The organism is Bifidobacterium ruminantium DSM 6489 (genome assembly GCF_000770925.1).
Lineage (GTDB): Bacteria > Actinomycetota > Actinomycetes > Actinomycetales > Bifidobacteriaceae > Bifidobacterium > Bifidobacterium ruminantium.
The window spans coordinates 1-18,186 of the sequence record NZ_JDTK01000023.1 but is presented as its reverse complement, the minus strand read 5'-3'; the positions used below and the strand labels follow the sequence as shown (position 1 = coordinate 18,186).

29 protein-coding genes are annotated in these 18,186 nt (G+C 57.6%); 4 read left to right on the top strand and 25 right to left on the bottom strand.

The features are described from left to right. Window positions 1–2: 2 nt before the first annotated feature. The 24 genes from OU26_RS08185 to OU26_RS08080 all read right to left on the bottom strand — a co-directional run bounded on the left by OU26_RS08185 (window position 3) and on the right by OU26_RS08080 (window position 14,669). Window positions 3–1,187 carry a phage major capsid protein gene (locus OU26_RS08185; protein ID WP_033499050.1) on the bottom strand — a complete coding sequence of 395 codons (1,185 nt, stop codon included), beginning with the start codon at window positions 1,185–1,187 and terminating at the stop codon, window positions 3–5. Between the two features lie 5 nt (window positions 1,188–1,192). After that, window positions 1,193–1,996 (bottom strand): HK97 family phage prohead protease, encoded by an 804-nt coding sequence (locus OU26_RS08180; RefSeq protein ID WP_051592997.1) that lies wholly within the window; start codon window positions 1,994–1,996, stop codon window positions 1,193–1,195. Continuing rightward, window positions 1,983–3,476, bottom strand: coding sequence for a phage portal protein (locus OU26_RS08175; RefSeq protein ID WP_160257609.1), 1,494 nt, complete (start codon window positions 3,474–3,476; stop codon window positions 1,983–1,985). The genes OU26_RS08180 and OU26_RS08175 overlap by 14 nt, the downstream gene beginning before the upstream one ends. A 44-nt stretch (window positions 3,477–3,520) precedes the next feature. Then, window positions 3,521–5,140: a terminase gene (locus OU26_RS08170; RefSeq protein ID WP_026647053.1), complete on the bottom strand. Its 1,620-nt coding sequence runs from the start codon at window positions 5,138–5,140 to the stop codon at window positions 3,521–3,523. 10 nt (window positions 5,141–5,150) lie between these two features. Further along, the gene (locus tag OU26_RS08165) at window positions 5,151–5,489 is read right to left on the bottom strand and encodes a terminase small subunit (protein ID WP_026647052.1); all 339 of its coding nucleotides are present in this window, start codon (window positions 5,487–5,489) and stop codon (window positions 5,151–5,153) included. A 135-nt stretch (window positions 5,490–5,624) separates the two neighbouring features. Next, window positions 5,625–6,164 carry a hypothetical protein gene (locus OU26_RS10565; RefSeq protein WP_237743757.1) on the bottom strand — a complete coding sequence of 180 codons (540 nt, stop codon included), beginning with the start codon at window positions 6,162–6,164 and terminating at the stop codon, window positions 5,625–5,627. A gap of 16 nt (window positions 6,165–6,180) precedes the next feature. Beyond that, window positions 6,181–6,936, bottom strand: coding sequence for a hypothetical protein (locus OU26_RS08155; RefSeq protein ID WP_026647050.1), 756 nt, complete (start codon window positions 6,934–6,936; stop codon window positions 6,181–6,183). Beyond that, window positions 6,933–7,076: a hypothetical protein gene (locus OU26_RS08150; protein ID WP_026647049.1), complete on the bottom strand. Its 144-nt coding sequence runs from the start codon at window positions 7,074–7,076 to the stop codon at window positions 6,933–6,935. Before OU26_RS08150 ends, OU26_RS08155 begins: the two co-directional genes overlap by 4 nt. Window positions 7,077–7,080: 4 nt before the next feature. Continuing rightward, window positions 7,081–7,254, bottom strand: a complete 174-nt coding sequence (locus OU26_RS08145) for a hypothetical protein (protein ID WP_026647048.1) — start codon at window positions 7,252–7,254, stop codon at window positions 7,081–7,083. Then, a complete protein-coding gene (locus OU26_RS08140; RefSeq protein WP_026647047.1) occupies window positions 7,251–8,048 on the bottom strand; it encodes a hypothetical protein in 798 nt (265 codons plus the stop codon). The genes OU26_RS08145 and OU26_RS08140 overlap by 4 nt, the downstream gene beginning before the upstream one ends. A 104-nt stretch (window positions 8,049–8,152) precedes the next feature. Further along, window positions 8,153–8,326: a hypothetical protein gene (locus tag OU26_RS10310; RefSeq protein ID WP_167330428.1), complete on the bottom strand. Its 174-nt coding sequence runs from the start codon at window positions 8,324–8,326 to the stop codon at window positions 8,153–8,155. Next, the gene (locus OU26_RS08135; protein ID WP_026647046.1) at window positions 8,323–8,850 is read right to left on the bottom strand and encodes a hypothetical protein; all 528 of its coding nucleotides are present in this window, start codon (window positions 8,848–8,850) and stop codon (window positions 8,323–8,325) included. Before OU26_RS08135 ends, OU26_RS10310 begins: the two co-directional genes overlap by 4 nt. Window positions 8,851–8,852: 2 nt before the next feature. Next, a complete protein-coding gene (locus tag OU26_RS08130; protein ID WP_026647045.1) occupies window positions 8,853–9,245 on the bottom strand; it encodes a RusA family crossover junction endodeoxyribonuclease in 393 nt (130 codons plus the stop codon). A 129-nt stretch (window positions 9,246–9,374) separates the two neighbouring features. Then, window positions 9,375–9,863, bottom strand: coding sequence for a single-stranded DNA-binding protein (locus OU26_RS08125; RefSeq protein ID WP_033499049.1), 489 nt, complete (start codon window positions 9,861–9,863; stop codon window positions 9,375–9,377). Then, the gene (locus OU26_RS09735) at window positions 9,863–10,804 is read right to left on the bottom strand and encodes a hypothetical protein (protein WP_026647044.1); all 942 of its coding nucleotides are present in this window, start codon (window positions 10,802–10,804) and stop codon (window positions 9,863–9,865) included. Before OU26_RS09735 ends, OU26_RS08125 begins: the two co-directional genes overlap by 1 nt. Then, window positions 10,801–11,361, bottom strand: coding sequence for a hypothetical protein (locus tag OU26_RS08115; protein WP_026647043.1), 561 nt, complete (start codon window positions 11,359–11,361; stop codon window positions 10,801–10,803). Before OU26_RS08115 ends, OU26_RS09735 begins: the two co-directional genes overlap by 4 nt. Continuing rightward, complete coding sequence (locus OU26_RS08110; protein WP_026647042.1) at window positions 11,361–11,999, bottom strand: COG3415 family protein; 639 nt, start codon at window positions 11,997–11,999, stop codon at window positions 11,361–11,363. The genes OU26_RS08115 and OU26_RS08110 overlap by 1 nt, the downstream gene beginning before the upstream one ends. A 172-nt stretch (window positions 12,000–12,171) precedes the next feature. Beyond that, the gene (locus OU26_RS08105; protein WP_026647041.1) at window positions 12,172–12,393 is read right to left on the bottom strand and encodes a helix-turn-helix transcriptional regulator; all 222 of its coding nucleotides are present in this window, start codon (window positions 12,391–12,393) and stop codon (window positions 12,172–12,174) included. Further along, entirely contained in the window at window positions 12,386–13,183 is a 798-nt protein-coding gene (locus tag OU26_RS08100; RefSeq protein ID WP_026647040.1) for a phage antirepressor, read from the bottom strand. Before OU26_RS08100 ends, OU26_RS08105 begins: the two co-directional genes overlap by 8 nt. 440 nt (window positions 13,184–13,623) lie before the next feature. Further along, window positions 13,624–13,848 carry a hypothetical protein gene (locus OU26_RS08095; RefSeq protein ID WP_026647039.1) on the bottom strand — a complete coding sequence of 75 codons (225 nt, stop codon included), beginning with the start codon at window positions 13,846–13,848 and terminating at the stop codon, window positions 13,624–13,626. After that, window positions 13,845–14,030 (bottom strand): hypothetical protein, encoded by a 186-nt coding sequence (locus OU26_RS08090; RefSeq protein ID WP_026647038.1) that lies wholly within the window; start codon window positions 14,028–14,030, stop codon window positions 13,845–13,847. The genes OU26_RS08095 and OU26_RS08090 overlap by 4 nt, the downstream gene beginning before the upstream one ends. Continuing rightward, on the bottom strand, window positions 14,027–14,191 hold the full coding sequence (locus OU26_RS10230; RefSeq protein WP_155809205.1) for a hypothetical protein: 165 nt from the start codon (window positions 14,189–14,191) through the stop codon (window positions 14,027–14,029). Before OU26_RS10230 ends, OU26_RS08090 begins: the two co-directional genes overlap by 4 nt. Further along, entirely contained in the window at window positions 14,188–14,403 is a 216-nt protein-coding gene (locus OU26_RS08085; protein WP_026647037.1) for a hypothetical protein, read from the bottom strand. The genes OU26_RS10230 and OU26_RS08085 overlap by 4 nt, the downstream gene beginning before the upstream one ends. Continuing rightward, on the bottom strand, window positions 14,400–14,669 hold the full coding sequence (locus tag OU26_RS08080; protein WP_026647036.1) for a helix-turn-helix domain-containing protein: 270 nt from the start codon (window positions 14,667–14,669) through the stop codon (window positions 14,400–14,402). The genes OU26_RS08085 and OU26_RS08080 overlap by 4 nt, the downstream gene beginning before the upstream one ends. Window positions 14,670–14,757: 88 nt before the next feature. Between OU26_RS08080 and OU26_RS09730 the strand changes: the two genes are divergently transcribed. The 3 genes from OU26_RS09730 to OU26_RS09725 all read left to right on the top strand — a co-directional run bounded on the left by OU26_RS09730 (window position 14,758) and on the right by OU26_RS09725 (window position 16,332). Further along, window positions 14,758–15,153: a helix-turn-helix domain-containing protein gene (locus OU26_RS09730; protein WP_051592995.1), complete on the top strand. Its 396-nt coding sequence runs from the start codon at window positions 14,758–14,760 to the stop codon at window positions 15,151–15,153. A gap of 72 nt (window positions 15,154–15,225) precedes the next feature. Next, window positions 15,226–15,630, top strand: a complete 405-nt coding sequence (locus OU26_RS08070) for an ImmA/IrrE family metallo-endopeptidase (protein WP_026647035.1) — start codon at window positions 15,226–15,228, stop codon at window positions 15,628–15,630. Window positions 15,631–15,699: 69 nt separating this feature from the next. Further along, a complete protein-coding gene (locus tag OU26_RS09725; RefSeq protein WP_051592994.1) occupies window positions 15,700–16,332 on the top strand; it encodes a hypothetical protein in 633 nt (210 codons plus the stop codon). Between the two features lie 161 nt (window positions 16,333–16,493). Here OU26_RS09725 and OU26_RS08060 read toward each other — a convergent pair whose 3' ends face one another. After that, the gene (locus tag OU26_RS08060; RefSeq protein ID WP_026647034.1) at window positions 16,494–17,198 is read right to left on the bottom strand and encodes a hypothetical protein; all 705 of its coding nucleotides are present in this window, start codon (window positions 17,196–17,198) and stop codon (window positions 16,494–16,496) included. A 338-nt stretch (window positions 17,199–17,536) separates the two neighbouring features. Between OU26_RS08060 and OU26_RS08055 the strand changes: the two genes are divergently transcribed. Further along, window positions 17,537–18,019, top strand: coding sequence for a hypothetical protein (locus OU26_RS08055; RefSeq protein ID WP_026647033.1), 483 nt, complete (start codon window positions 17,537–17,539; stop codon window positions 18,017–18,019). The last annotated feature ends 167 nt before the right edge of the window (window positions 18,020–18,186 follow it).

The window sequence follows — 18,186 nt, the reverse complement described above, 5'->3', positions numbered from 1 at the left end:
GATCAGGCCGCCTTACCGAGAGTGACCTTCACGAAGGCCTTCGGATACTTGACCTGCAGGCCCAGACGCTCGGAGACGCGGCACTTCTGCTTGAAGTGCAGGAAATCGTCGGTGTCGGAGTCGGTCATCTTCACGACCAGACCGCCCTTGCGCAGCACCTTGGCGCTCTTGAAGGCGCCGACCAGCGCGGTGCCTTCGGTGATGGCGGTGGTGGCCACGGTCGGGATGTTCCAAAGCTTGGCCCCATCGGTCAGGTTGAGGTAGTTGCCGTTCGCATCCTTGGCGATGGTCAGCTTCCAGAAGTCAAGCGGGTTCATCACGTAGGCGTCGGCTTGGAAGTTGGTGGTGGTGGTGATCTGCAGGGCCGCCTTGGACAGACGGTCGGCGTCGGACAGTTCGTCCTTATCCATCGTCTGAATTCCACGGTTGAACAGGCCGGTCAGATTGTTTTCAGTGCCATCGCCGGACAGCAGCTGCGTCTCCTCCTGCAGCTTCAGGTCATACTGCGCGGCGTCGTTGATTTCGCCGATGACCCAGGACAGATCATCCATCATGTCCTCGCTGATGCCGAAGAAGCTGGCCACCTTGCCGATTTTGTCCTGTTTCCAAGTCGGGTCCTTCCAATGGACCTGCGGGGCTGCGCCGGTCTCCTCGACCATCTTGGCGTTGCCTTCCAGCTCATCGAAAACCGGATACTGCAGGACGGTGCCGGTGATGGCGCCGGTAGAGAACAGGTCGGCCACAACCAGCGGACGCTGATACGGGCGAGCAGGCTCGGTATCGGTCTGGGTCAGATACGGCGTGTAACCGGCAGACGGCGCACCCTCGACATTGGTGTCGGTGTTCGCCTTGCACTCGACCTCGTAGCCATGAGCGATGGCGGACTTCACGTCAAAGCCCGCCGTCTGCATGGACTTGACGTAATATTCGCCGACGCTCTTGGCATGGATGGCATCGGAGCCACCGACATGCTGCACGCCAGACTTGGCATTGAGCTGTCCGATCTGCGTGAGCAGATCATCGGACTGCTTCATACCGTCCATCTGACGGTCGATGCCCTCGACCTCAGCCAGCGCGTTCTTCACGAATGCGATGGTGTCGCCATCCGCCTTGCCAGCGGCCAGCAGACCCTGCTTCTCTTCGAGCTGCTTGACAAGCGCGGCTCGCTTTTCCTTGAGAGATGCCATTACGGTCACTCCCCTTTCCGCCCAACTTGGGCAATCTTGATTGCGAGTTGCAACGCTTCCGCTTCGGAAAAACCGTCCGGCTCCTCGGACTTGGCCCCTTCAGGCTCCTCGTTCTTGGCTGCACCGGCATCCGATGCCTTCGCATCGTCACTCTGGTCATTGTCATTGTTGTTGTCGGACTGAGTGGTGTTCTCAGCCACGAAATCTTTGAGCTTCTTCGCCTGACCTGTCAGGTCATCGGCGATCTGCGAGAGAATGTCTAGATCCTTCTGCGAGATGGGGCGTCCTGTCTTCAACCGGCCCAGCGCGTCCTTCACGTCCACGATGCCGGTATCCTGATTCGCGCCGATCGGCACGAAGGATGCCTCATACACCTTCAATTCGCGCAGTTCGTTCGCCTTGGTGCCATCATCAAGCTCAACCTCGCCCTCGTCCACCACGTCGAATGCGAAGGACAGTTGTGTCAGACGCTTTTCCTTGATCAGGTGGTAGACCTGCGCGGCCTTCGGAGAGTCCATGTCGAAATGGCCTTTAATCCACCAGCCGTGATCGTCCTCGCCCATCGAATCGACGCCGCCGATGTTGTAATCGGGGTCATCCATACGATGCCCATACAATACCGGCAGCGTGTTGCCGCTGTCCTGCCATGCCTTGATCGTCTTGTCGAACGCGCCGTTCGCCACCACGTCACCGTAACAGTCGGGTTCGCGGGTGAAAGTGGAAGGGTAGGCGATGAATTCGCCGTCCTTGAGCGCCGCGTCCTCGCCGTCTGCCTTGAATCGGCAATCGAAATCCTTAAAGTGCATCATGCACCTCCTTGAAATGCGTTCGCATGTCCTCCGTCTCCTGCAATGCCCTCACACCGGCATCGAACTGCCCAAAACCGGCCTTGATGGTCAGGTCGGCCTGCAGTTCGTTCTGCCATTTGAGCCATTTGATGTCATCGACGCCCATGCCGGCGCCGAAACGTGATCTGACGCTCTTCTCCAGGCGGTCGCGCCAAGCATTGACGATTGCTGCCGTTTTCTCGCCGTCGTCCGATTCGATGGCCGAACCGTCGGCTGGACGCGACGGGTCACCGCCATCCTGCGGGCTCGACTGGCCACCCTTGGTGACATTGAGCGGCACAACCAGTTCGTCACCGCCATCGACGCGCGGCAGATTCTGACTGGCGCGCGCCTCGTTCGGCGTAATCCACGGAGCTCCCACCGAAGTGCTCATCACACTGGCCTGTTCCTCGAAATCGCCGGAAAGCTTGCTGCGGATGTCGAATTCGATGTAATTCGCGTCCGGCGTACCGACCTTCGGAGCGAGGAAAGTGTTTATCCTGTCCTCAATCATGCGCATGGTCGGACCAAGCGTCTCGGAATACAGCATCTTGCGGAATTCCTTGGTATTTGAGAAATTCGCGTTATCAAGGATGCCGACCATGACAGGCGAGACATGGTAGACGCTTGCGACGGTGGACAGCGAAAGCTTCGTGACCTCGCTGAATTCCTCCTCACGAGCATTGAAGCCCAAACGCTTCAACTCCATGCCATCCTCAAGCAATGGCGTGGCACCGGCCTGCGCTCCCTTGTCGGTGAATTCCTTCCACCCGCGCATGAAACGCTCACGGTCGGCGTCACTCCATTCCGGCGCATCCTTCGGACGCACCAGCACGCTGCCGATACGGCCGCCGCGCTTCCACACCTGAGTGCGATACGACCATGCCTGAATCTGCTCGTTGATAATGTCCTTCAAGGCCCTCACGGGGGTAACGCCCTGCGTCGGGTCGTCCGGATTCCACCCGTGGAACACAAGCATGTCATCGGCCGGCACATCATAGTATGACGTGCCCAAATTAGGATAAACGCGATAATAGGCCGGCTGGAACACACTGCCATCACGCTTCGCCTGCACCCAGCATGGCGGAATCGGCTGAATCTGCCAGCTACCGAACTTGTCGGCATCCCGATCAGGCGTCTGCATGACCACCCAGTAGGCGTTATCGTAAAGCGCCAAGTCAGCCACAAGCTGACGCATCAACTCATAGCCCGTCATCGTGCCGTTCGGCTGCTTCAGCAGATTTATCAGCACATCATCGGTCACACGCTGCCTGTCCGTATCGCTGACACGCTCGAATTCCTTCAAGCCGACCTGAGCGACATTCCGCGCCAGGAAAGTAATCACGGTGCGCAAATGCGGCTGTGTCTTGAAAAGCTCGGCCTCCGTCTGACCCTGAATCACGGCCATCTGGTCGGACAAATCAAAGGAAATGCTGTAGCGCGGCTGGAAAACGTTCCTCAAGGCGCTCCAAAGGCCCATAAGGCACCTCCAATCGCTTCAAAAAATCAAAGAATCATCAATCCATGCCCCGAATAGGCGGAAGACTTCGCCGGTCCGACATCCACAGCCTGCATGGTCTCCAACGCATACAATGCCTGCGATTCGGCAACCAAGCCGGAAATCTGCAATGCTGATTTCGTCCTGTCCCACACCTCGACCTCGCCGAGCCTTCGGGACACGGCCACGCCCACCTGCTGTTCGATGGCGGGCTGCGGCAGATGCCGCAGCTTACCCTCACGCACACGGTCGAGGAAGCGTCCGCAGCACGCGCCCAGACGGAAGCCTTCGATGAGGTGGACGTTCCAGCCTTTTTCGGTGAGTGGATCGATGAAATCGACTGCCGGACAGCCCTTGCCCTGCACGGCGATCTCCGTGATATGCGGCCAACGCTCCTGCAAAAGGTCGAGATAATGCGGCACCCACAGCATGCCGTCACGGCGAGCGATCAACTCCACGTGAGGCAACCCGTCCGCACGCATTCCGGCGGCGGCCACATACGTGGTCTTACGGTCGGCCGACGTGTCCACGGACAGGACGACGCGATTACCGTCCGGTATCGTGGAACGCGAGTCGATTCCGCTGGCCCACATCTTCGGATTGATGAAAGGAATGATGTCAGCAGTGACCCACTGGCACAGGACCTCGGTACGGAACGCCGCCTCGGTCATGCCGTCAATATCGGATCTGACGCTCATGACGGTCATCGGCCCATAGCCGAGCGACGGATTCGCCTGACGGATCGCATCGGCATCATCCACCGGACACTTGTCAGGCGCAGACCATTCGAAAAATCCGAAGCTGCCGTCCTGCTCGCCGGACAGGAACACGTCGGCCGGATTGCCACCGTCGGCGCTCAGACGAGTCCACTCGTCAACGAGCTTGCGGCCCTTGTCCACCTGCTTGCGCAACGCGACGGAACGATAGTCGCCAGCGTTCGAAATGCCCCATAATTGGCTGGACCAGACCGCCTTCGTGGTCTGACTGACGGCATTCCAGCCATCATCAGTATGCTGCTCACGCAACTCATCGAACACCACACGCGCGGCCGACTTCGCTCGAATGTTCTTGTCGGCGCGGACAATATATCTGGCCTTCGAGCGGGTGATGATCGCCTCCTCGCCGTTCGTGTTAACGAATTTCTGCGTCATCGCAGCGAGATCCGGAATCACCAGATCCGCTTCCTCGTCGGTAGAAGGCTGAGGATTGCACCATTCTTTGACCTGATTGTACGGGCCCTTGGCATTGTCCAACGTCTGCGCTGCGCCGACCACCAGAAACTTAACTGGCGGCACTCGGTCGGGATGCTTGTTGGAATCCACGAAGAGCCACCATGCGGCCAGAACGCCCATCAGCGTGGTCTTGCCATTCTGGCGGGCGACAAGCACAATCACCTTGCGGAAGCGATAGCTGCCATCCTCAAGCAGTTCTAGCGCATGGACGAGCAGCCACTGCTGCCACGGGTACAAATGCACGTGCAGCATGATCTCCGCGAACGCGATCACCGCGAAACCATTCGAGGTCTCCTTGGTCAACGGCCTGAGTGGCGGCGTGAAGATCCGCGGCAAGGTCACACCATGCCTCTCATCGTCGATGGCGCCGAAAACCGTGAGATTATCAGCCGCCATCGGACACCTCCTAGCCGAAACGCTTCATGAAATCCGCCATCTGCACAACCTTGTCGCTCTTCGGCGTCTCCTGCTTCGCCTCAGCCTTCGGCTTCGCAGGCCGACCAACCTTAGCCGGAACATCCACCGTCAAACCAAGGCTCTGGCAATACTTGAGAAAAGTCGGCAATGAGACGTTATCCAATTTTCCGTGCTCATCGATGAAACCCGTCTCGCAGATCGAATCAATCCGAGCCGCAAGCACGCGAGCAGCAGCAACCACCGCCGAATTCACGGCCTTGAGGTCGGTATTCTTCAGCGAACGCTCCAAAGCCTCCGCCACCGAACTCTTCGGAAATTTCGAAGACATGGAAAACGCCTCCTTACGCGCGACCCATCAACAAAAAACATCATCGGGGAGAGGAATAGCCAGCACGCGGGCAGTGGGTCGGTTCGGGGTGGTTTTCAGGATTTCACCGCCCCTATCCCTTTGGTGGTTGGTGTTTTAGTTGCTTGTGTTGATCCATTGTCGGCTTAGTGTGCCGATGGGTGTTGGTGGGTCTTGGTTGCTTCTGAGCCGGTTGCAGCTGGTGTGGCTTGGTTTGAAGCCTGCTGGGTCGAATTGGAGTTCGGGGTGCTTCGAGACTGGGTAGAGGTGGTCGAGGTTGAAGCTGTCATCTGTGGTGTTCTTGACTGCGTTGTAGTCGATTGGCATGCCGCACAACCAGCAGACTGCATGCTGTGCCTTGCATTGGTTGAAGAATGCGGCCTTGTCTTTTTCGAATTGTCGGCTTGTCTTGCGCGTTCTTCCTGGCATGTGGTCACCGCCTTGTGGTGCTTCGGGCTGGAGTCGAACCAGCGCTTGTGTGGGGTGCACTGTCTTTTTATCATCACGGGCATTCGATTTGAAGAAGTAGGAAGCCATGGCCGGTAAGGTATCCGTCCTAGGTATCTGTGCTATCCCTTGTGCTCTAACCGCTGAGCTACCGAAGCTGGATATGGAAAATGGTCCAACCATTTTCTGGCTGAACCATTCTACGAACATACGACAGTATAGCATTTCAACGGTGACAGTCAAGTAGGGCTGCTAGTTCTCCGAGGTTGAACGTGTACTGCCGCTTGTGTTCCGTCGGCGTGGCGTGCGACAGTTTGCCGCGTTTGAGCCATTGGCTGATGAGGTTGCGTGATACGGTCAGGCCGTATCGTTTCAGCTCCTTGGCCGCATCGCTGGGTGTGCCGGTGATGCGCACTTGCCACAGTCTTTCGTCTCGGGCTGCTTTGATTGCTGGCGCAGCCCATTCACGGTGGCAGCCTTGGCATGTGACCGACTCGGCTTCCGGCGTGCCGGTGAGCATGCTGTCGCAGTTTGGGCAGGTGCCAAGGATTATGAGCTCGTCTTCCGGCGTCAGGGCTTGCTCGTTGCGTCGGATGATGTGTTCCAGGGCGGCGTAGTCGTCTGCTGCGGTGCTCATGTTGAGGATGGTGTGCCGGTTGCTGATGATTGCATACCATGCTTTCCGCCAATCGTATCCAGCGTATGCCGTTCTGATTTTCCCTGCCTGTTCGGCTAGCCACGCTTCCGATTCTGCGATAAGGTCTTGCGCGTGGGTGTCGATGGGCAGTGGCGCGTTGCCTTTGTTTGGCGTGTGTGTTGGGGTGCCGATGCGGGCCTGTCGGAGCATGATGCTGCGCAGGGCGGGCAGTTGGACATGGCCGAGTTGGCGGATGAGCGTCCAGTAGGTTTCGCGGCAGTTTGCGCAGAGCAGGTTCGCCGTCGCCGGTTTCATGGGCTTGTGGCAGTGCTGGCAGTCGGTCAAAGTCGAGTCTCCTTGTCGTATCGTGTGATGATCGCGGCGACTTCCGCTTTCGGGACTTGCGGCACGAGCGGCGCGATTTCGTCGAGCGCGTAACCGGCCTGATGCCACTTGATGATCATGTTTTCGAGGATTTTCTTCATTTGTCTACTCCTTGTATGGGTTTTCGCTTGTGTGTGGCGGGAAGTCGCATTCCTGGTCTTTCCATCCGGCTGCGTAGCCTTCCTGCCATGCCTTGCGGCGCTCGTGTTCCAACCATTCCAAGCTGTACATGGTTACCTGTTCCAAGCTGTACATGGTTTCCGGTTTATCATGTTTCATGATTTCTCCTTGTTGAGTTTGTCGGCTAATTCGCAGGCCTTTTCGTCTGCCTGTGCGGTTTCTTCGTCGCGTCCGAGCGCTTCGAGCACGTGGCGGCATTTCCACGTGTGTATGTGGCGTTTCGACGGTGGTATGCCGCTCATGTTGGCGCGGCGTTGGCACCAGCCTTTCCACAGTCGTGTCCAGTCGTTGACGGTGCGTGTCTCGCCGTAGTGGCGAGCGGCGAAGGCATTCCACGCGTCCGACAGATCGAGATTCGGGTAATCGCGGATTATGACGGCATTGGCGTGGGCTTTCTCCCTGACCAGCTCGAAGTCGTTCAGCCCGATTTCTTTGGATGAAGAAGAAGAATATTCTTCTTCATCTTTCTTTTGGGTTCTGGTGTTCTGGTGTTCTGGTGTTTGTCCCGATGTAACAGCGTTACAGTTCCGATGTAACGCCGTTACATCCGATTCGTTGCGATGCTTGGCCACGCGCTCGGCGCTTTTCTTCCTGGCGTGCAATACCTGCTCTTTGGTGCGGTTATGCTCGGCGTAGTCGTGGATCAGCCATCCTTCCTCCACCTCTTCAAGCATTCCCTCGTCAACGAGCGCCTGCACTTGTTCCGGTGTCGCTCCGATGTTGGAGAGCATGGCGCGACGTGGTACGAAACCGTCCGTGAGCCTGTCCCCGCACAACGAGAGGGCCATGCAATACACGCCAACGGAATCGGCGCGGCCCATGCGCACGAGGTCACGTATCTTGTCGTTGTCGTAGAAGCCGTTCACGAGCTGCACGTAGCCGCGTCTAGCCATCGCCTAATCTCCTCTTGTGATTCCGTTGTGGTCCATCCAATCCAAAGCTTTTTCGAGTTCCGCCAAGCTTGGTGGGGGCCAAGGAAGAATTCCAACATCTTCCATCACATGCTCCCGAATCGCTTGTAGAATTCGCTGTCGGTCATGCCATACAGCGGATCCATGCTTGTCGGCTTGCGCGCGGACAGCCGGTAGCCGCAGTAGGGGCAGGTGACGTAGTATGTGCCGACAGTCTCGCCGCAGTGGGCGCATTCCACATACTTGATCGTCTCGATCATTCGTTTGCCGCCTTCCGCTCGGCTTCGAGCATTCCCTTGGTGGTTTCGGTTTCAGGTTCCTCCCATGGGACTGCTAGCTTCACGTGGCTATTCATGATTGCGATGCGACCCGGATCTTCAAACCATGTAACGTGTCCGGCATGATATTCGTCTCCGTAAGACTCGTATCCGCAAGCAAGCCCATAAATCCCGTCCCAGCGTCCTGCCCATCCGCTTTTCAGGTAGTATGCTTCACCGCAATCAAGTTCCACGCGCAGACCCATGCCATGCGGCAGAACGTCTAACACACTGCTCTTTTTCGTATCCTCGCTTTGATTAGGCACCTCGGACGGCATGGAGCCGCTGTAGCCGAGCAGGTGACGGCAGTGCTCGGCAACGTCTCCAAGCGCTTGCCGTTCTCCGAGGTATACCAGCACGTCTGCTGATGTTTCTGTGCAATCCACGTTGATGCTTCTCATGCTGGTTTCGCACCAGTCGATGACTTCTTGCAGTGTTTTGTCTTTCTCAGTCACGTTCGTAGCCATGGCTAGTGTTCCTTTTCTTCGATTCGGATGGTGATGTGGTAGACGCCTTTTTCAGTGCTTGGCTCGCCTAGCCGGTAATCCGGGCCGAGCACGTAGTCCGCGTTGTCGTCGGGCCAGTAGCCTGACTGGGTGATGCCGTCGAGTATCGCCTTGACCATTGGGGCCGCGTTCTCGGGGTCGAAGCGTCCGTGGGTCAGTGGGTGGATGATGGCGGTCACATGCACCGGCCAATGCTCGGGCTTTTTGAGCTTGCCACTGTTGATGAGGTTTCGGAAGGTGAGCAGGCTCTTGGCCTTGACCTGCTTCTTCCTGGCGTATGGCACTGCCCAGCTGCGGCTTCGACGGTTCTGTGTCCACCACAATTGCCTACCTATCGCGATATCAATCTCGCTCATAGTTGTCGGCCTCTTCTTCCTCGGCTTCGATTTCGCATTCGGGGCATGGGATGGGGCGCGCCGGATACAGCGCGCACCCATGGATTGGACATACCGGTTCGACGTCCGGTGGCTCTATCCATTCGCGCATCAGAAGTCAGGCTCTCCGGCTGGCGCGCCCCACGGGTCATCGGCCGGAGCCTGCGACTGCTGTTGTGTCTGCTGCGGCTGCTGATAGCCGCCACCGTTGGCGTTGCCGCCCTGGTATCCGCCTGACTGCATCTTCTGCACCTGGGCCGTCGCATATTTGAGCGATGGGCCGATCTCATCGACCTGAAGCTCGATAACCGTGCGGTTGGAGCCGTCCTGCGCCTGATAGGAGCGCTGCTGCAAACGACCCTGCGCAATCACACGCATGCCCTTTGCGAGGCTCTGCGCGCAATGAGTGGCGAGGTCACGCCACGCGGAGCAGCGGAGGAACAGCGCATCCCCGTCCACCCACTGGTTCGACTGTTTGTCGAACGTGCGCGGTGTGGCCGCGATGCTGAAATTCGCCACCGTGCCGCCATTGCGGGTCGTACGCAATTCCGGATCGGCGGTCAGATTGCCGACAATCGTGATAACGGTCTCCCCTGCCATCACTCAGTCTCCTTGCTATCAGTGTTGTTTTCCTGTTCAGTGGTGGTCGTGTCAACGACTTCCACCTGTTCCTGCTGTGGGTTGCGGATTTCCTGCAATGCCTGCATGATTTTCCGTTTCACGAAATCAGGGGCTGCGAGCAGATTGTCCGCGTCCTGTCGGCTGACCTGTCGTGGTCTCAATCCATGCTTGCCGGTCAGCCGGTGCAGCACTTGCTCGGCTTCCTCGTTCGACGCGACACCGCAATCACGCAGCATGGTGAAGATGGCTTCCGCCTGTTCGGTCGTGCACGCCTGCGGCTGCTGCTCGGCCTGTTCGACTGGATTCTGGCGCGCACGGCTTCCATACCCGCGACGCTTCTGGCGTGACGGCTGCTGTTCATCGTCAACGACTTCCGCCCGCACGTCACTGTTGGTATCAAGGTCGTGGAGTTCATCGGGCGAGTATTGCACGCCGTAAAGGATTTCAGGGCACGCTTCGCGTGCCACTGCGGTAATCGCACGCCACGTGAGCATCGTCAAAGGCTGCTTCCTGTAGTTGTCCTTGTTGAGCAAGCCCATCTGCTGCGCCCACGCTTTGTCGCGCGTGACGCTGATCGGATAGTCTGGATCATCGGACCGCACGATGGTGGCGGTCACGCTCAACGCCTTCTCGTCCTTCCTGATGCGGAGCTTGTGGCCCGCCATACGGACATGGCTGGCGATAAAGCTGGCCGAAGCGGTGGGCTTGCCGTTGATGACGCTGATGTCCTGGAGGCTTTGCATCGGCGTGAGTCCGAGCGGAGCACCGTAGCCTACCGCCACGAGGATATTGGCGGGCTTGCCGCGATACACGGTGGGGATGATGTCGGATTGGCATACCGCTTTGGCGAAAGCCATCTGGTCCTGCAATGTGATCTGCTGTTGCGGTTGCGGCTGGATTGGCGTGAGTTCGTTGCTCATTCCTTGGTTTCCTTCTTGGTAGTGTTGTTTTCCGATCCGTCAGTGAGCAGTAGGCGCATGACGGTTGGTGCGAGTTCCGCGCTGAACAGTTTGTCCACGAAGCCGCGCGTGCTGCGGAACGTGACCACGCCCGGCCTTCCCGGCTTCCATTCAACGCCGTCCGGCAGTTCGCCGTCATGGTCGCGGATCATGTCTTCGAGGTATCTCGCGTCCATCGCTTCGCGTCTTGGCATCCAGACCTGTTCGGCTGCGGGCTGTCCGCCTGGAATCATGAAATCGTTGTCGTGCAATAATGCGCCGTAGGCTCGTTCGTCGGTTACGGTGTATTTGCCGTTGCCGCCTTTGCCGAGGCTGATTTCTCCGGCTTCGATGCCTGCGATGTTGACGGTTTCCTTGTCTCCACCATCGTGGTCGTGTTCCCATGCGGTTTTGATGATTTTGAGGATTTCACCGCTGCGTTTGTTGATCGCGGTCAATACGGCGAGGTCAGCGCGGAGTTGGTCTGGACTGGTGTTGTCGTATTTCTCGGTGATTTCGTTGAGGGTTTTCTTGTCCATTACTTGTTTTCCTTGCTGTAGTTGGCTTTCAAGTCCATGAGTTCGCCGTTGAGGAGTTTCGTGGCGAACCCGTAGACGACTTTGTCGTTGGTTTCGAACGCGGTTCGCTGCAATGCGCTGATGGCGTCGAAAATGCCGGTCAATGCGTTGGAGATGATGGCGCGTGGGTCGGCTGCGGCTTGTGGCTTGACGTCGATGGTTCCGGTGGTGACGTCGTTTACCGTGAGCTTCGATTCGGTGACGTCGGCTGCCGTGATTTTCGATGTGGTGGTGGTCATGGTTTCTTTCTTCTTTCCGCTTGTGGTTGTTTTCTGTGCTTTGCTGCGTGGTGAATGCTTGTCGAAGGCCGGCAATAGTCCTTCCTTGCGGAGCTGGCTGAGAATGTTGCCGACTGTTTTCTGGCTCATGCCTAGCGCTTCGGCCGTTTCCTTGCCGTCGAACGGTTGGCCTTGGTCGATGCGGTTTTTGCAGTGCGCGAGGATGAGTTCTCGTTTCGACGGTTTCTCCGGCAGGCCCTGCGTGAGGAGTCCGGCCTTGCGTAACGCCCGCATTTCGCCGATCTGGAGTCCGGCTTCGCCTGACTCGTCGTAAATGCTTTTCAGCTCGGCGAGCTCGTCGGCTGTGTATTCGTGTTTCAACGTGTTCCTTTCCTGAGTCTTTCGATGAGCGCGTGGTTTTCACAGATGAAAGCGTCCACGTCGATCCCCTGCTGGGTGAGGGTCGGCTTGCCGGTGTCGACGCGTGCCTTCCCATCGCTTTTGACGTCTGGATGGCTTTTGCACTGTGTCGCCGGAACGAACATGCCGTTTCTCATCTCGCCACCGTCCTCCGGTACTTGTGTGCCAAAGCCCACTTTTCTGCGATTTGACGCTGGTAGCGGACTTTGCGCCTGTCCTGATGGCCTTCCGGCGGTTCCACGCCGATTTTCAAGTACGGCGGCCCCTTGCCTGTGCTCCGCCAGTTGGCGAGGGTGCGCACGCTCATGCCGAGCATGGCGGCAAGTTCGGCTGGCGTAAGCAGATCGTCACTCATGGTCGTCTGGGCAGTAGCGGCTGATGAAGTATGTCTGGCCTTTGCCGGTGACCTTCGCGGTGCGGTTGATGGTCACGTGGCCGTCCGAATGGGTGATGGCGGTTTCCTTGATTCGGAACAGTCCCAAGTTCATGGCCTTCTGGGTCGGCACGTTGCGGTTCGAGCCGGTCTTGCCCAAGTAGCCGTCCTGTCGGAGAATCTCGAAAAGTCGGTTCTGGCCGATGTCCAAACCGTTCTGGCGCAGCATCTTCGCCAGTTCTCCGATCAGGCACGTGCCGTCGCTTGCGGCCACGGCGTCCGCGAACCGTGCCTTCGGCTCCAACATCTTGATCTGTGCGTCCTTGGCCTGAAGCTGCTGGTTCTTGCGATCGATGGTCTTCTGCGCGACGAGCACGGCCCTGGCCATGATGTCCTCATCCGAATCCGACTCGGACGCCGTGATGTAGCCGCCGGTTTTGCGGATGGACGGAAGGACCTCGTGAGTCACCCAACGCTGGAAGCGCTTGACGAACGCCTGCGCCTCCGGTTCTTTCACATAGGCGGTTTCGCGGTTGAGGATTGAACGGTAAAGACCTGACTCAGTGATAACCGTCATATTCTGCGTTCCACTGGGGGTACTCACTTCGTGTATACCCCTCTCGTCATCATCGAGATTGCGGGCGAGGTTCGCGGCGTCGCGGTATCCGAGAATCTTGGCGATGTCGGATGCGACGAACATCACCTCATCGCCATCGGCCAGTGCCCTGACCTTGTTGCCCTCGAACTCGAAGGGCTGGATTTCAGTGCTCATTGGTTGTCCTTTGCTTGTTGCAAGTTGTGTGCCTCACCCTGACGAGTGGATGGGGCTGAGTGGCTGGCATCGGTGTCGGACCGATGCCGTCCTTGGATTCCGAGCGCCCCTTTGACTGTTGGAACGCGACCTGAACGCGTTCGCGGCCGGTGGCGTGGCCGACGGTGACTGAAAGCCGTCAGGCGGATGAAAGGGTTTGCAAGCACCGGAGTGCCTGCGTTTTTGATAGAGAGAGAAGAAGGATTGGAATCCGTGGACGGGCGAACCGTCGCCCAGCCGAATGCGCCGACAGTGTATGTGAAGCATGATGTGGTCGGCGCGTGGATAATAATCGATATTCAGTTATGGTTCCCGCCAGCCGACAATGGTGAACGTGGATGTCCGCGAAAACATCCCAGATTTGGTTTGTTTTGTTGGACTGTCGGCTGGTGGGAAGTCTTTTAGTCGCGTGGCGCGAATCTGACGATCAGCCACAATGCGGTGGCGATGTACACGCCTTCCACCATGAGCGCGGCGGTGGTGCTGCCGCCATGCCATGTGAGCATGATGGTCAGGCTGGAGATGAGGCCGATGCTGACGATGGCGAAGAGGATGCGGCGGCGCGTGTAGTTCGGCTTCGTGTTCTCCGCCTGTCCGCTGTCGCGCAGTTGGTCATGGCTGGTCATTTGTCTGCCTCCATTTCCTTGAGGATTCGCCCGCATTCGCGGCGGACGCGTTGCACTTCGGTCTTGGTGAAGTTGAAGTAGTATTGGCCGGTCGAGGTGCGGAAACTCATTCGCGCCATCGGACTGCCGTCCTGGGCGGTGAATGCCTGCATCTCGAAGCCGCCGTCGTCCATCCAGCTCATCGCGTGTCTCCCGCATTGTCGTTGAGTTCGAGCAGGTCGAGTTGTTCACGGCATTTCGCTTCGAGTTGCGTCCGCCTGGTCTCGTCGGTCTCCTCGCTGAGCTGGGTGAGCAGGTCGCGCAGATTCTGGAGGATCTGATCTCGTTGTTCCAGGAATGTCATCTTGTTGCTCCGATCTTGTTGGAGAGGTTGTAGGCGATGTTTTCGATTTCCGCCGAGGTGAAGTCTGCGAGGGTGATGTCTTGGATGCCGTCCACGAGGCTGGCGCTGCCGTCCTCATGGAGGCGGATGTATAAGCCGCTTGATGCGAGCAGCAGGCATCCGGGCTCATGGAGCGTCGGCGGTTTTGGCGGATTCAACAGTTGCTGGCTCATACCGCCACCTCCTGCTTCTGCCTTTGCGCTTCGAGTCTGGCCGATTTGATGATGTCTTCGGTCGTAATGCCGAGCGCCTTGGCGATGTCGGCCAGGTCTTCGGTGCTGAATGGAGTCTTCAGTGCGAATCGGTCGTAGAGGAATTTGCGGTCGCGGCCGATCCTCTCCGCAAGATCCGGTGTGCTGATGCCAGCTCTTGCGGCTTCGGCACGGACCGCTCGGATCAGCGTGACCGATGTTTCAGAAAGGTTTGTGGATTTCTTCATATTTCACACCGTACCGCATTCGGTACGTATTTGCAACCGCATTCGGTACGTGTGTTGCAAAAGTACCGGAAAACGGTACACTGTAAGTATGAGCAAATACGATTCAGACTTCACTCGCAGAGTCACGGAGACAATCGAGCAGAAGCGACGTGACAAGGGAATGACCATCGACGATCTGTGCAAGGCGGCGGGTATAGGCAGGAACTCCTATTACACGAAGCAGCGCGGCGAGCGGTGCTTCAATACGGAGGAGATCGATGCCATCGCGAAGGCGCTCGGTTGCGATGCGCTGCTCCTCCTCGAGGAGGCGGCGCGTGAGCCCACCGACGAGGAGGCGATGATCCGCGCGACACTCAGAAGGCTCCAGGAGCACCCGGATGAATTGGCCGGGTACCTGCGCGACGGCCTCAGCAAGGCCGCCCTGGGTATGGCCGCGAACGAAGACCCGAACTCACGGCTTGAGGCCGAGACGCCGGAAGAATGACATACAAGGAACCGGTGAAAGCGCGATTTTCTGCGTTTTCGCCGGTTCCTTTGCCACAAGCAGAAGGGGAAAATGAGACGCATCACCATCGATGCACTGGAAAGACAGGCTCGCGGCCTGCACGTGAGAATCGTCGATATCGACATGCCAGGTACGACCTGCGGCCTGTATTGCGATCGGCTCAGGACGATCTGGCTTGCCGACTGGCTCAATGACCGGCAGAGGCTCTGCACCATGCAGCATGAGCTGATCCACGCGCGCTACCGCGATCTCGGATGTGGCAGCCGGTATGGTGCCAGATGCGAGCGCCGCTGCCGCAAGGAGACGGCATTGGCGTTGATTTCGCCGGTGGATTACGGGATGGCCGAGGAGATGTGGGATGGCGACGCTTGGCATATGGCCGCCGAGCTTGGCGTGACGATGCAGGTGCTTGCCGATTATCGGCAGATCCTTGCCGAGCGCGTCTGCATCGTATGAGCCGACTCCGCCGGAATGGCGGAGGTTTTGCATAGAATGGCGGGAAAAACCTCGAGTGAAGGGACAGAGATGAGCGAGCAGCGTAATGACGATGCGGCCGATGACGGCAGTGTCACGACCGGGAAGGTGAGCGTCGACAGACAGCGAGGATTCCGCGCCCTGGCCGGTATCCTCAGCCGTCACGTGCCGGTGGCGACGGTGGCCGCGCTGGCGGTGCTGTGCATCGCGGTGGTGCCGGTGGCTTACACGGTCGGCCTGCATTCCGCGGCGATGGATAAGGTGGCGCAGGCCATCGCCGATGATAGCGAGGATTACACGGATCTCATCAAAAAATACAATCGGCTGGTCAAAAAATACAATGGCCTGATTGATGAATACAATGATGCGGTCGACACCGTGGATGAAGCGAAGAAGCTGAAATCCGACATCACGACCCTGGAAGCGCAGCGTGATGCGTTGAAGACCGAGGTAGGGCAGGCGAAGCGCACCACGGTGTCCGATGGCGTGTGGCAGGTCGGCAGGGACATCGACGCCGGAACGTATCGCGCAAGCGATTCCGTGACGGACCGCTGTTACTGGGAGATCAGCAGCGGCGGCAACATCCTGCAGAACGATATGCCTGGCGGCGGCTATCCGCAGCTCACGGTGAGCGATGGCCAGCAGCTCAAGGTACAGGGCTGTGGCACGTTCACCAAGCAGTGACGTTCTCTTCGATTTGCCCCACATTTGTGGGGCTTTTATATTGGGTATGTAAAATAAGTGGCTGGAAATTGGTAAATCTCTGGTTGGACAATCAAGATGATGTCCACCGAATCCCAACCACTAATTTAACGAATATTATCTCTAAAAATCCAACCACTTTTTTAACGATAGGAGATTCGGCTTAGCGGTCTGAAATCCGTCACACCTCGACGGTCTATCCCTGTCTTGATGCCTCTTTCGCAATCCCGCTCGGGATCTTCTTCAAGGAACGAGACGACGCCCTTGGCCATGCGAGAGATGAGGCCTTCGAGCTTGATAACGCAGTCGTATGCGCAGGCCTTCAAGTTTTCCGCACCAACTCCGGTATGGCCATAGCTCGCGACGATTCCGCACTCGTCGCCTTGGACGCATACCCCGATGACTTTGTAGGGGCTGTAATCCTTTCCTTTGCCCTCGATGACCGAGGACCCCGCATGGACCACTGCACAGCGCAGCTGGTAGAGGTCTGAGGCGGTGAATGCACCTCGCGCCGTTATGCCGTCGAGCTCATCGCTAATCTCGTCTTGGCTCTTCTCGTCTTTTCGCTCTGCGTTCATCTTCTCGCCGGTATTTGGAAGATCCAGGTATTTCACGCACCAATCGGTGTACTTCATACCGACGGCTTTTGCGCAGACGTCGGGTATAGTCACGACGAGGCTCAGCGCTGCAAGCAAAAGCCCTGCGTCGAAGGCTATCTCGCATTCTTCCACGAGCCTGCTGGGCGTGCGATGAATCACGGTCGGGGAGCCGTATTCGTTGGCGGCGCTTTCCAGGCCACCTGAAGGCGCAGGCCTCCAGGCTGCAATTTCGTCGAGTCTCGCATTCATAGGATCTCCCCTTCCTTCTCTCTGCTTCAAGCTACCGCAGATGGGGATTGGACGTGCCGATTCTTCTATTTCAGCGCATTGGCGCTGTATGAAAGAATGAAAATAATGTTACATATGCATGTATGTATATTTCATGTTTGCAAGTTAGTATTTTCCACTTGCAAGGTTAATATGCACCCTTGTTTACAACACGCCATACACACATGTTTGCAAGTTAGCATATAATGTGTTTCAGAACAAAAAAACCTCCGCAGTGTTAACGGCACCACGGAGGTAAAACATGAAGCCTCACTCAAAGACTTCCGAAACCATTGTAACGCATGGCTTGGAGGTCGGAAATGGACCACGAAATGGGATACCGCAACATGCTGGCAGTCGAAGAACTCGCAAGCCAAGGTAAACTCACCGTCACCCACAAGGGCGCACGCAGCTTCGACTTCGCGCAATACGCCCTGCTCAGCCGCATGGCATGGCTCACCGCTGACTGGCCGCTGGACAAAGCCGCCAAGGAAAAGCACATGCTTCCGCGCACCTACGCTTCCGGCTGGCTCAAAATCGCCATCGATTGGGGCATGACACTTCCCCAGTCAATGGACGAGCTCGTGGCGATCGGCAATGAGCCGCGCAATCCGAAGCGAGAGCAGCTGGCTTACAACCGCATAGGCAAGATCGCCAAAAAACTCGAATCCGCAGGACTCGTCAAATGCCTTCGCAAAGGCAATGTTCAGCGCAAGAACAATGCCGTGTGGCTGCTGACTATCGGCACGCCGGAGGAAAACGCCGAGGTCGAAGCCTACGTGCGACAGCACATGTACCTCTGATTCCGTGCCCACATTTTGCCCACGCTTTTCCGGTAATTGCAGTGATTTGGAGTGATTTGCAGTGATATGCGAACCATGCGGGAACCGTTGGAAACACTGGGAAAACGGCGGAATAACAATGATTGTGAAAACCGAGCGCAAAGGGTTCGAGTCCCTTATCGCCCACT

Coding starts and splice junctions, on each gene's coding strand:
- OU26_RS09735 (WP_026647044.1), bottom strand. CDS start 10,804: ATGAGCAACGAACTCACGCCAATCCAGCCGCAACCGCAACAGCAGATC.
- OU26_RS08060 (WP_026647034.1), bottom strand. CDS start 17,198: ATGAATGCGAGACTCGACGAAATTGCAGCCTGGAGGCCTGCGCCTTCA.
- OU26_RS08145 (WP_026647048.1), bottom strand. CDS start 7,254: ATGAAACATGATAAACCGGAAACCATGTACAGCTTGGAACAGGTAACC.
- OU26_RS08165 (WP_026647052.1), bottom strand. CDS start 5,489: ATGTCTTCGAAATTTCCGAAGAGTTCGGTGGCGGAGGCTTTGGAGCGT.
- OU26_RS10565 (WP_237743757.1), bottom strand. CDS start 6,164: ATGTTCGTAGAATGGTTCAGCCAGAAAATGGTTGGACCATTTTCCATA.
- OU26_RS08125 (WP_033499049.1), bottom strand. CDS start 9,863: ATGGCAGGGGAGACCGTTATCACGATTGTCGGCAATCTGACCGCCGAT.
- OU26_RS08095 (WP_026647039.1), bottom strand. CDS start 13,848: ATGACCAGCCATGACCAACTGCGCGACAGCGGACAGGCGGAGAACACG.
- OU26_RS08150 (WP_026647049.1), bottom strand. CDS start 7,076: ATGAAGAAAATCCTCGAAAACATGATCATCAAGTGGCATCAGGCCGGT.
- OU26_RS08185 (WP_033499050.1), bottom strand. CDS start 1,187: ATGGCATCTCTCAAGGAAAAGCGAGCCGCGCTTGTCAAGCAGCTCGAA.
- OU26_RS08080 (WP_026647036.1), bottom strand. CDS start 14,669: ATGAAGAAATCCACAAACCTTTCTGAAACATCGGTCACGCTGATCCGA.
- OU26_RS10230 (WP_155809205.1), bottom strand. CDS start 14,191: ATGACATTCCTGGAACAACGAGATCAGATCCTCCAGAATCTGCGCGAC.
- OU26_RS08140 (WP_026647047.1), bottom strand. CDS start 8,048: ATGGCTAGACGCGGCTACGTGCAGCTCGTGAACGGCTTCTACGACAAC.
- OU26_RS08105 (WP_026647041.1), bottom strand. CDS start 12,393: ATGAGTGACGATCTGCTTACGCCAGCCGAACTTGCCGCCATGCTCGGC.
- OU26_RS08135 (WP_026647046.1), bottom strand. CDS start 8,850: ATGGCTACGAACGTGACTGAGAAAGACAAAACACTGCAAGAAGTCATC.
- OU26_RS08170 (WP_026647053.1), bottom strand. CDS start 5,140: ATGGCGGCTGATAATCTCACGGTTTTCGGCGCCATCGACGATGAGAGG.
- OU26_RS09725 (WP_051592994.1), top strand. CDS start 15,700: ATGAGCGAGCAGCGTAATGACGATGCGGCCGATGACGGCAGTGTCACG.
- OU26_RS08115 (WP_026647043.1), bottom strand. CDS start 11,361: ATGGACAAGAAAACCCTCAACGAAATCACCGAGAAATACGACAACACC.
- OU26_RS08085 (WP_026647037.1), bottom strand. CDS start 14,403: ATGAGCCAGCAACTGTTGAATCCGCCAAAACCGCCGACGCTCCATGAG.
- OU26_RS08055 (WP_026647033.1), top strand. CDS start 17,537: ATGGACCACGAAATGGGATACCGCAACATGCTGGCAGTCGAAGAACTC.
- OU26_RS08090 (WP_026647038.1), bottom strand. CDS start 14,030: ATGAGCTGGATGGACGACGGCGGCTTCGAGATGCAGGCATTCACCGCC.
- OU26_RS08100 (WP_026647040.1), bottom strand. CDS start 13,183: ATGAGCACTGAAATCCAGCCCTTCGAGTTCGAGGGCAACAAGGTCAGG.
- OU26_RS09730 (WP_051592995.1), top strand. CDS start 14,758: ATGAGCAAATACGATTCAGACTTCACTCGCAGAGTCACGGAGACAATC.
- OU26_RS08180 (WP_051592997.1), bottom strand. CDS start 1,996: ATGATGCACTTTAAGGATTTCGATTGCCGATTCAAGGCAGACGGCGAG.
- OU26_RS10310 (WP_167330428.1), bottom strand. CDS start 8,326: ATGATCGAGACGATCAAGTATGTGGAATGCGCCCACTGCGGCGAGACT.
- OU26_RS08070 (WP_026647035.1), top strand. CDS start 15,226: ATGAGACGCATCACCATCGATGCACTGGAAAGACAGGCTCGCGGCCTG.
- OU26_RS08130 (WP_026647045.1), bottom strand. CDS start 9,245: ATGAGCGAGATTGATATCGCGATAGGTAGGCAATTGTGGTGGACACAG.